We start from the raw sequence: 10,088 nt of genomic DNA, 5'->3' as shown, positions 1-10,088 counted from the left end.
CATACTGTCATACAGTAACGGAGTATTGTCGTTTTAATCATCTGTCTTGCCATGCAAATATCGTACAAAGAGTAAAAAGCTGTTACAAAATAAAAATTGATTCTAGAGAATCGAAAAGCTGTTTTTATGGTGTTTTGCTGTGCAAACAGCACCCACGCCATACGATAGAGCCACTTTTACACTGCGAAAGTGCCACTATTAGACAGTAAAAGTGGCACTATTGCATGATAATAGTGGCACTATTGTAGTGTAAAAGTGGCACTATTGCAGCAAAAAACGGCTCTTTTGCGAGTCTGATTTCATAACGCTTCGTCAGAAAATCGCGTAACCTGCTGTGCGCAAACGTATTAGCTCAAACCGCTCAAAACTCGAGAATTTCGCACCAAAGATTTATTAGTGCGTTCATCTCATAGTATTGAGCATCAGAAATGCAAATATTGTGTCGGCGAGACGCCATAGCCTCCTATGTTTGTACTGCTATCTCGTGTATAATCAATCTTTACATGCAAACGCAAAAAGAGCGCCAGCGTTGCTTTCGCAACACTGACGCTCTTGATTGTTATAGCCGGTCCTAGAAGCCGGCCAAGTAAAGGGGATGAGCTTATCGCTTCAGGTTCGGGTTACGCTCTGCCTCTGTAGGAGGATAGATGTGATAGACAGACTTGTCGCCTCTCCATGCACCCTTAGCCTGCATGTTCTCAGGAAGAACGAGGTCCTGCTTGAGTTTGTACTCGAAAGGATTGCCCTTTGCGTCAACAGAGTGTGTAAGAGTTCCGGCGGGAACGAGGACGTCGCTCTGAGGACCAACGCGGTAATCGAACACTTCCTTCAGACGGTTCATACGGAACTCGTCCTCACGGCAGGTTACCATACCGAGTACGTTACCAGCCACCTCATATCTGTGCTCGTTGTAAGCAGCCTCAGCAAGCTGGTCGTTAGACATACCGTCGATGGCTGTCACGGCAGCAGCGTCGCTGTAAGCACGTGCACGTACCTGCTTGAGAGCCTCCTTAGCCTCAGCGATGTACTTGCCTGAACGTGCCGAAGCCTCAGCAAACCAGCAGAGCACCTCAGCGTAGCGGATGAGCTGGTGGCGCTTGCCAAGAGTCATACCGGCATAGATAGGCTTGGTGCAGTCGAAGTCGATTTTCTGAGCAGCACCCTTGTCGTCAGCATTCACTGAGAAGCCGGTGAACATCGGACGGTAGTCAGAGAATACGGCATTGGTCTTGTCCTTACCGTCTTCACCCTTCACCTTGTAGTAAGGCTCGCCGTCAACAGTTGCCCACCAGTCTACGTTGTTGCCGTTGCTTGTGAGATATGTCTTAGCGTAAACAGCATCCTTACGGGGACCTGCGGGATACTTAGACCAGAAGTGGCGCTCAGCGAGGAAGTCGCCCCAGCCACCCCAAGGCAGCGAACAGGGAACGTGGCAGCAAGTGAGCTGTGAGTCGTCCCATCCCCAGCTACCGGTGTTAGCGTTATAGTAGATGCCGAGGATGCACTCGTTGTGATTGTCCTCACCATAGCTGTAAACCTTGTTCCAGTCTGTGAGCAATGTCTGTACGTTGCGTGCCTTTACAGCATCGACAACTTCCTTGGCCTTGTCAGCAGCGAGAGCATAATACTCTGTCTTGTTGAGCGGATAGCCAGCCATTGACATGTATACTGCAGAGAGCATTGACTTGACAGCCTGAGACGTTACGAAGACATTGGCATCGCCGATAGCCTTAGGAGCAGAATACTTCTCTGGCAGATTGCACTCCTCAGCTGCCTTGAGGTCCTTCACGATGTAGTTGAAGATTTGCTCTACTGTGGCGCAGGGAATTGCGTCAGTGTTGTTCTTGAGGTCTACAGAGATGACCTCCTCAGGAGAGATGGGCACCTGACCCCATGTACGTACGAGTCCGTAGTAAGCGTAAGCACGCCAGAAGTAAGCCTGACCAAGCTGCTCGCCCAGCTCTGACTTGTCTGCCTTCATAAAGTTGGCGCAGTCGATGACGTAGTTGGAAGCCTTGATGATGTTGTAGTACCAGCTCCAGAGGTCGTTGACACCCTTCAGGTCTGTCGGGTCCTCGAAGACGTCGGCAGCAAGATATGCAGCCTTGTTAGAGCCAGTGGTTGACGTTACGTCATCACCCATACACTGTACGATCATAGTGTTGGAGTTGCACTGGAAGCCCTGTATATTCGAATACAATGAGTTAACGGCAAGGTCGAGGTCGGCCTTTGTCTTGAACAGCGTCTCATTGGTCAGCTGTCCCTTGGGGTCCTCTGTGAGGAAGTCGCTACATGATGTAGTGAGCAACATTGAAGCTGCAAGGACGCAGCCTGATAATATATTAATTTTCATGACTTATGTTTCCTTTAATTGGTTAGAAGTTGAATCTTGCACCGAAGGTGAATGTTCTCGGAGTCGGGTAAGTACCGCAGTCGATACCGCCTGTTGCGTCGCCGTCACCATTGTAGCCGGCAGGGTTAGATCCCTTGTAGTTGGTAATGGTGAAGAGGTTCTGGACGCTGAAGCTCAGACGGATGTCTGCAAACTTGGTCATGCTCTTCGGCATCTCATAAGCCAATGTGATGTTCTCGCAGCGGAAGTAGTTGGCGTTCTCCACCCACTTAGACGAAGCACCGATGTAGTTGTTGTTGGCAACTGTCGGATTAGGCATTGTCTTGCCGATCTCGCTGAGGAAGTCAGCATCGGTGAACATACGTGAGTTGCCGATCATTGAGTTCATAGCGAAGCGGAGGGCGTTGAGACGCTGTACGCCGAATGCAGAGTTGAAGAATGCATTGAGGCTCCAGTTCTTGTATGACAAGGTGTTGTTCCATCCGAGTGTGAAGTCAGGTGTAGACTTGCCGAGAACCTTGCGGTCTGATTCCTTCGGGTCTCTTACAGCTACGCGCTCACCAGCCTCGTTAGTTGACCAGTATGTGTCGTAGCCTTCCTTGTCGATGCCAGCCCACTCCTGTCCGAAGAACGAACCGAGTGCCTCGCCTTCCTTGATGATACATGGATCAACCACTACAGACTGGAAGCTACCAGTGTGGATAACCGGCTGTTTTTCAGTAAGCTTCTTCACCTCGTTCTTCAGGTATGTACCGTTGATAGAGGTCTGCCACTGGAAGTCCTTTGTCTCGATGATGCGGGCGTTGAGCGTGATGTCAAGACCATGGTTGGCAACCTTACCGAGGTTAGCCATATAGGTGAAGCCACCGAGTGCGTTAGATGTTGTTGTGGAAAGGAGGGCGTCGCTTGTCTGCTTGTTGAAGTAGTCGAGGCTCAGCTCCAAGCGGTTGTTGAAGAAACCGAGGTCAACACCAAGGTCAAACTGCTTGGTCTTCTCCCACTTGATGTCAGGAGTGGCAATTCTGTCGAGCTTGTAACCTACTGACGGAGTGTTTGTTCCGTAGTATGTGTCTGTTGCAGAAAGCAAAGCGAGTGTTGAGTACGGAGCGATGTCCTGATTACCGATGATACCGTAGCTTGCACGGATCTTCAAGTTGCTGAGCAGATCGCGTGTGCTCTCCATGAACTTCTCGTTGGTGACGGTCCATGCACCTGCAATAGAGGGGAAGTAGCCCCACTTGTTGTTGGTGAAGCGGCTTGAGCCGTCGGCACGGAACGTACCGGTAAGCATATACTTATCAGCGAAGTTGTACATTACACGACCTACACCTGAGAGAAGTGCCCACTCAGAGAAGCCGTTGTTGGCCTTCTGTGTACGGGCGTTCTGAACATTCCACCATCCTACGTTCTCTGTAACGAGGTTGAGACCGGTGATGCCCATATTGGTAGAGGTGCTCTTTGTAGCCTCCCATACGCCTGTAGCTGTAAGGTGATGGTCGCCCCAAGAGTTGGTGTATGTAAGGTTGTTGGTAGACTGGAGCAATGTGCGCTGTGAGTTGCTGTTGCCCATGTTCACCTGACCCGTACGCGACACCTTGCCGGAAGAAAGGCTGTAAGATGTATTATTCATATAGTCAACACCGTTGCTTGTGGTGAATGTCAAGCCGGGGAGGATGTTGAACTGGAGGTCGATGTGACCGTTGAATACGTCGTGACGGCGCTCGCTCTGGTTGCCTACGAGCATACCGTATGCGTTAGGCTCGATGGTACAGTACTGGTCCTGAGCATAATTGCCGTTCTTGTCGTACATGTTCATCGCGGGAGATGAGTTGAAGGCAATCCACAACGGGTTGCTGGTGGTGCCGGGGAGGCTGGCTACACCCTTGCCTACGCCACGAGAAGCGTTAACGTCAACAGTGACATTAAGCCACTTGTTAAGCTGAGTCTTGACGTTTGCCTTTGCTGAATAACGCTCGTACTGGCTGCCTTCGAGTGTACCCTCGTTCTTCATATAGTTACCTGAAACGTATGCCTGCATACCGTCGGTACCCTTTGTGAAGACGAGCTTATAGTTCTGGGTCTGACCAGTGCGGAACATTGTGTCCACCCAGTCAACGCCGGGATTTGTGCCGTCAAGGAATTCCTTGACTTCGTTCTCTGTCTTTCCTGCATAGTCGACAAGAGCCTGAGCATAAGCCTTTGTGCTCATCATCTTAGGCAGCTTGGTGGCCTTAGAGAAGCCGTAAGAAGCATCGAAGGTGATGCGGCTCTCGCCCTTGCGACCTGTCTTTGTGGTAACAATAACTACACCGTTGGCACCACGCGAACCGTAGATGGCTGTAGAAGAAGCGTCCTTCAACACCTGCATGCTCTGAATGTCCTCAGGGTTGATGCCGTCAAGACCTGACTCGCGAACCATACCGTCAACGATATACAACGGGTCGTTGCTCTTTGTGATAGAGTTAGATCCACGTACACGAATCTTTACAGAACCGCCGGGAATACCGTCTGACACTACGTTCACACCAGCCATACGGCCGTTGAGAGCGTCTGAAGCCTGTGTGATAGGCTGGTCCTTGAACGCCTTGTTGTCCATTACGGCAACCGAACCGGCAAGGTCTGCCTTCTTTACGGTACCGTAACCGATAACTACGACGTCGTTGAGAAGCTCAGCATCCTCAGAAAGAGTAACCGTGACGGCATTGCGACCGTTGACAGACACTTCCTGCGACTTGTAGCCTACGTATGAAATAAGGAGGGTGGATTTGGGAGAAACGCGGAGGGTGAAGTTACCATCCACATCGGTAACGGCTCCGTTACCTTTGTTGCCCTTCTCTACGACGCTAACGCCGATAAGGGGTTCACCGTTGGAATCGACCACGCGACCAGAGACCTGGTTATTCTGCTGGGTCAGGTTGGTTGAGTAAACAGAACGTGCGAGTTCGTTGGCTGCTGATGCGTTAGTGGCACAAAGCAACATACCCACAGCAAACGATGCAACCACGCTCTTCGTAAAAGGAAGGCTTGGAGCACACTTCTTTACATTTTCCATAATCTGTAGTTTTGTTTTAGATATAATATAGGTTTAAGTATAATCTCTCTTAGGTTGTAATGTTTTGGCAACACTTTTTAGATTGCGGTGCAAATGTAATACATTTTTACAAAACTACAAAACTTATATGAATATTTTTAAAAAAAATAAAAACGGGGGGGGGCGTTATGCGTACTTTAGAACAGATTGGCACGCACATCTGAACACTATATATAAAGAAAGCGCCCTGAAAAGGCTTGGCATGCTTTTATGATGCCTTCACCTTTTCAGGGCGCTTCTTTAAGCTATGATATATTATGCGTTATATATCGTGTATGTCATATTTATGGTCTGATTATTCCTCAGACTTGTTCTGCTGTGAGTAGTCAGTGACGTTCTTGCGGTTGGCCTGGATGCGATCGTACTCTTCCTTTGAACCGACAATAATCTTATCCCACTGACGCAGACCAGTACCTGCGGGGATGAGGTGACCGGAGATAACGTTCTCCTTCATACCCTCGAGGTAGTCTACCTTTCCGCGGATGGCAGCCTCGTTGAGCACCTTTGTGGTCTCCTGGAACGAAGCAGCCGAGATGAAGCTCTTGGTCTGGAGAGCGGCGCGAGTGATACCCTGCAGAATCTGTGTAGATGTTGCGGGGATGGTGTCGCGAACCTGAACCAGACGGAGGTCACGGCGCTTGAGGCTTGAGTTCTCGTCACGAAGCTTGCGGGCTGAGACAATCTGTCCGACCTTGAGGACGTCAGAGTCGCCGGCGTCGGTGACGTACTTCTTGCCCCAGATGCGGTCGTTCTCCTCAGCGAAGTCGAGTTTGTCAACCATCTCCTGCTCGAGGAATGTGGTATCGCCCGGCTCGTCAATCTGAACCTTACGCATCATCTGGCGGACGATAATCTCGAAGTGCTTGTCGTTGATCTTCACACCCTGGAGACGGTAAACGTCCTGAACCTCGTTAACGATATACTCCTGTACGGCTGTGGGGCCCTTGATGGCGAGGATGTCGCCCGGAGTGATGCTACCGTCAGAAAGCGGAGTTCCGGCACGAACGGCGTCGTGCTCCTGAACGAGGATCTGCTTAGAGAGCGATACGAGGTACTTGCGCTGGTCGCCAGTCTTAGATGTAACGATAATTTCGCGGTTGCCACGCTTAACCTTACCCATTGTAACCTCACCGTCGATTTCTGAAACGACTGCAGGGTTAGACGGGTTACGAGCCTCGAAGAGCTCTGTTACTCGAGGCAGACCACCAGTGATATCGCCTGCAGAACCTGCAGCACGCGGAATCTTCACAAGAGTCATACCGGTCTTGACGGTCTGACCGTCCTCGCAGACTACGTGTCCACCCACCGGGAAGTTGTATGTACCGATAACCTCGCCGTTTCTGTCGAGGATGTCGCAGGTAGGAACCTTCGACTTGTCCTTCGAGTCGGTGATGATCTTCTCGGTAAGACCTGTTGCTTCGTCAGTATCGGCACGGAAGGTAACGCCCTCAATAACGTCGTTGAAGCGGAGCGTACCTGCATACTCTGTAACGATGACAGCGTTGAACGGGTCCCACTTGGCAATGAGGTCGCCCTTCTTGACTACGTCGCCCTCCTTGAAGTAGAGTGACGAACCGTAAGGAACGTTGACCGTAGCAAGTGCTATGTCTGTATTCGGGTCGACAAACTGAAGCTCGGTAAGACGGCTGACAACCATGTGGCAGTCGACGTCCTTCTCGCCATTGTTCTCGACGAACGGAACAACACGGAGATCCTCGAACTTAAGCTTGCAGTCGTTCTTGGCAACGATGGATGCGTTGGCGGCAGCGTTACCTGCCACACCACCGGCGTGGAACGTACGGAGAGTAAGCTGTGTACCCGGCTCACCGATGGCCTGTGCAGCGATAACGCCGACAGCCTCGCCGAGCTGAACCATGCGCTGTGTGGCAAGGTTGCGACCGTAACACTTCATGCAGACACCCTTCTTGCTCTCGCAGGTGAGCACTGAACGAATCTCGACGCTCTCGATCGGAGAGTTCTCGATGGCCTTTGCCTTAGTCTCTGTGATTTCCTCACCGGCTGAAACAAGTACCTCACCTGTGGTAGGATCAACGACGTCGTGTACTGAAACACGACCGATGATGCGCTCTGAGAGTGAAGAGATAACCTCGTCACCGTTCTTGAGAGCGGTGCAGACAAGACCACGGAGTGTGCCGCAGTCCTCCTCTGAGATGATAACGTCGTGCGATACGTCGACAAGACGACGTGTAAGGTAACCGGCGTCGGCAGTCTTCATAGCGGTATCGGCAAGACCCTTACGGGCACCGTGCGAAGCGATGAAGTACTCGAGCACCGACATACCCTCCTTAAAGTTGGAGATAATCGGGTTCTCGATAATCTGGTGTCCCTCTGCACCTGCCTTCATAGGCTTGGCCATAAGACCACGCATACCTGACAGCTGCTTGATCTGGTCCTTAGAACCACGGGCACCGGAGTCGAGCATCATGAATACGGCGTTGAAGCCCTGGTCTGCCTCAGTCATCTCCTTCATAAGGATGTTTGCGAGGTCGTTGTTGACGTGGGTCCAGGTATCGATCACCTGGTTGTAACGCTCGTTCTCAGTGATGAAGCCCATGTTATAGTTGTCCTGGATGGCGCGAACATCTGCAGCACCGCGCTCCACGATACTCTTCTTTTCTGGCGGGATGATGATATCGTCAAGGTTGAACGAAAGACCAGCCACGTAAGCCATGCGGTAACCGAGGTTCTTGATACCGTCGAGGAACTCACAAGCACGTGCCATACCTACAGCCTTGATAACGTCAGAGATAAGTCCGCGCAGGGTCTTCTTAGAGATGACATCGTTGAAGAAGCCGACCTCCTCAGGGATAATCTGATTGACGATTACACGTCCTACAGATGTCTCGATCATACGCTTCTGGGGCTTGCCGTCAACGAGGTCGTTAACGATAACCTTTACCTGAGCGTGGAGATCACACTTGCCTTCGTTGTGTGCGATGAGGGCTTCCTCGTCGCCGTAGAATGTCAGACCCTCGCCCTTTGCGCCCGGACGGATCTTTGTGATATAGTAAAGACCGAGCACCATATCCTGAGACGGCACGGTGATAGGAGCACCGTTGGCAGGGTTCAGGATGTTGTGGCTCTGGAGCATCAATATCTGTGCCTCAAGTACAGCCTCGTTGCTGAGCGGGAGATGAACAGCCATCTGGTCACCGTCGAAGTCGGCGTTGAACGCAGTACATGCAAGCGGGTGGAGCTGGATGGCTTTACCCTCGATAAGCTTCGGCTGGAACGCCTGGATACCGAGACGGTGAAGTGTCGGGGCACGGTTGAGCATGACGGGATGACCCTTCATTACGTTCTCGAGGATGTCCCAGATAACCGGCTCGCGGCGGTCAACGATCTTCTTGGCGCTCTTTACAGTCTTCACGATGCCGCGCTCGATGAGCTTGCGGATGATAAACGGCTTGTAAAGCTCGGCTGCCATAAGCTTCGGCAGACCGCACTCGCCCATCTTGAGCTCAGGACCAACGACGATAACCGAACGTGCTGAATAGTCGACACGCTTACCAAGAAGGTTCTGACGGAAACGTCCCTGCTTACCCTTGAGCGAGTCAGAGAGCGACTTAAGAGGACGGTTGGCGTCACTCTTTACGGCGCTCGACTTGCGAGAGTTATCGAAGAGGCTGTCAACAGCCTCCTGAAGCATACGCTTCTCGTTGCGGAGAATCACCTCAGGAGCCTTGATCTCAACGAGGCGCTTCAAGCGGTTGTTACGTATGATGACACGACGATAGAGGTCGTTGAGGTCGGAAGTGGCGAAACGTCCACCGTCCAGGGGAACGAGAGGACGAAGCTCCGGCGGTGTAACGGGAATGATCTTCATGATCATCCACTCAGGACGGTTGACGTCCTTGCTGCCGCGGAATGCCTCTACAACCTGAAGACGCTTCAGAGCCTCAGTCTTACGCTGCTGTGACGAGTCGTTGTTGGCACGCTCGCGAAGCTCATAAGAGAGCGAGTCGAGGTCGAGATTGGCGAGGAGGTCGTAAATGGCCTCCGCACCCATCTTTGCAATGAACTTGTTAGGATCGCTGTCATCGAGAGCGTCGTTGGCAGCGCCCAGCTTGTTGTCGATGATGTCGATGTACTCATCCTCTGAGAGGAGGTCCATCTTGTGTGAGCCAAGCAGCTCAATACCATCCTGATCGGTACGTCCCTCAAGAGCACCCGGCTGGATAACTACATACTTCTCGTAGTAGATCACCTGGTCGAGCTTCTTGGTCGGCATTCCGAGAAGGTAGCCGATCTTGTTAGGCAGAGAACGGAAATACCAGATATGTGCAACCGGCACTACCAGCTCGATATGTCCGCTGCGCTCGCGGCGCACCTTCTTCTCTGTTACCTCCACACCACAACGGTCGCAGACGATGCCCTTGTAACGGATACGCTTGTACTTTCCGCAGGCGCACTCATAGTCGCGTGTCGGACCGAAGATGCGCTCGCAGAAGAGACCGTCGCGCTCCGGCTTGTAGGTGCGGTAGTTGATGGTCTCCGGCTTTGTAACCTCGCCGTACGAGTTCTCCAGAATCTCCTCGGGAGAAGCAAGTCCGATGGTGATCTTCGTGAAATTAGTCTTTACTTTTGTATCTTTCTTGAAAGCCATATGTTTCTTTTATTTAG

At 51.6% G+C, this 10,088-nt stretch carries 3 protein-coding genes; all 3 read right to left on the bottom strand.

Annotated elements, in window-relative coordinates; all coding sequences use genetic code 11:
* Window positions 1-601: 601 nt before the first annotated feature.
* On the bottom strand, window positions 602-2,353 hold the full coding sequence (locus tag CHL74_RS11670) for a RagB/SusD family nutrient uptake outer membrane protein (RefSeq protein WP_094881332.1): 1,752 nt from the start codon (window positions 2,351-2,353) through the stop codon (window positions 602-604).
* A 22-nt stretch (window positions 2,354-2,375) separates the two neighbouring features.
* Window positions 2,376-5,405, bottom strand: a complete 3,030-nt coding sequence (locus CHL74_RS11665; protein ID WP_094881330.1) for a SusC/RagA family TonB-linked outer membrane protein — start codon at window positions 5,403-5,405, stop codon at window positions 2,376-2,378.
* A gap of 334 nt (window positions 5,406-5,739) precedes the next feature.
* Window positions 5,740-10,071 carry a DNA-directed RNA polymerase subunit beta' gene (gene rpoC, locus CHL74_RS11660; protein ID WP_094881329.1) on the bottom strand — a complete coding sequence of 1,444 codons (4,332 nt, stop codon included), beginning with the start codon at window positions 10,069-10,071 and terminating at the stop codon, window positions 5,740-5,742.
* Window positions 10,072-10,088: the final 17 nt, after the last annotated feature.

It is taken from the genome of Prevotella sp. 885, assembly GCF_002265625.1.
GTDB lineage: Bacteria > Bacteroidota > Bacteroidia > Bacteroidales > Bacteroidaceae > Prevotella.
The sequence above is the reverse complement of the archived record's forward strand: the minus strand, read 5'-3'. Positions and strand labels throughout refer to the sequence as shown.

Coding starts and splice junctions, on each gene's coding strand:
- CHL74_RS11670 (WP_094881332.1), bottom strand. CDS start 2,353: ATGAAAATTAATATATTATCAGGCTGCGTCCTTGCAGCTTCAATGTTG.
- CHL74_RS11665 (WP_094881330.1), bottom strand. CDS start 5,405: ATGGAAAATGTAAAGAAGTGTGCTCCAAGCCTTCCTTTTACGAAGAGC.
- rpoC (WP_094881329.1), bottom strand. CDS start 10,071: ATGGCTTTCAAGAAAGATACAAAAGTAAAGACTAATTTCACGAAGATC.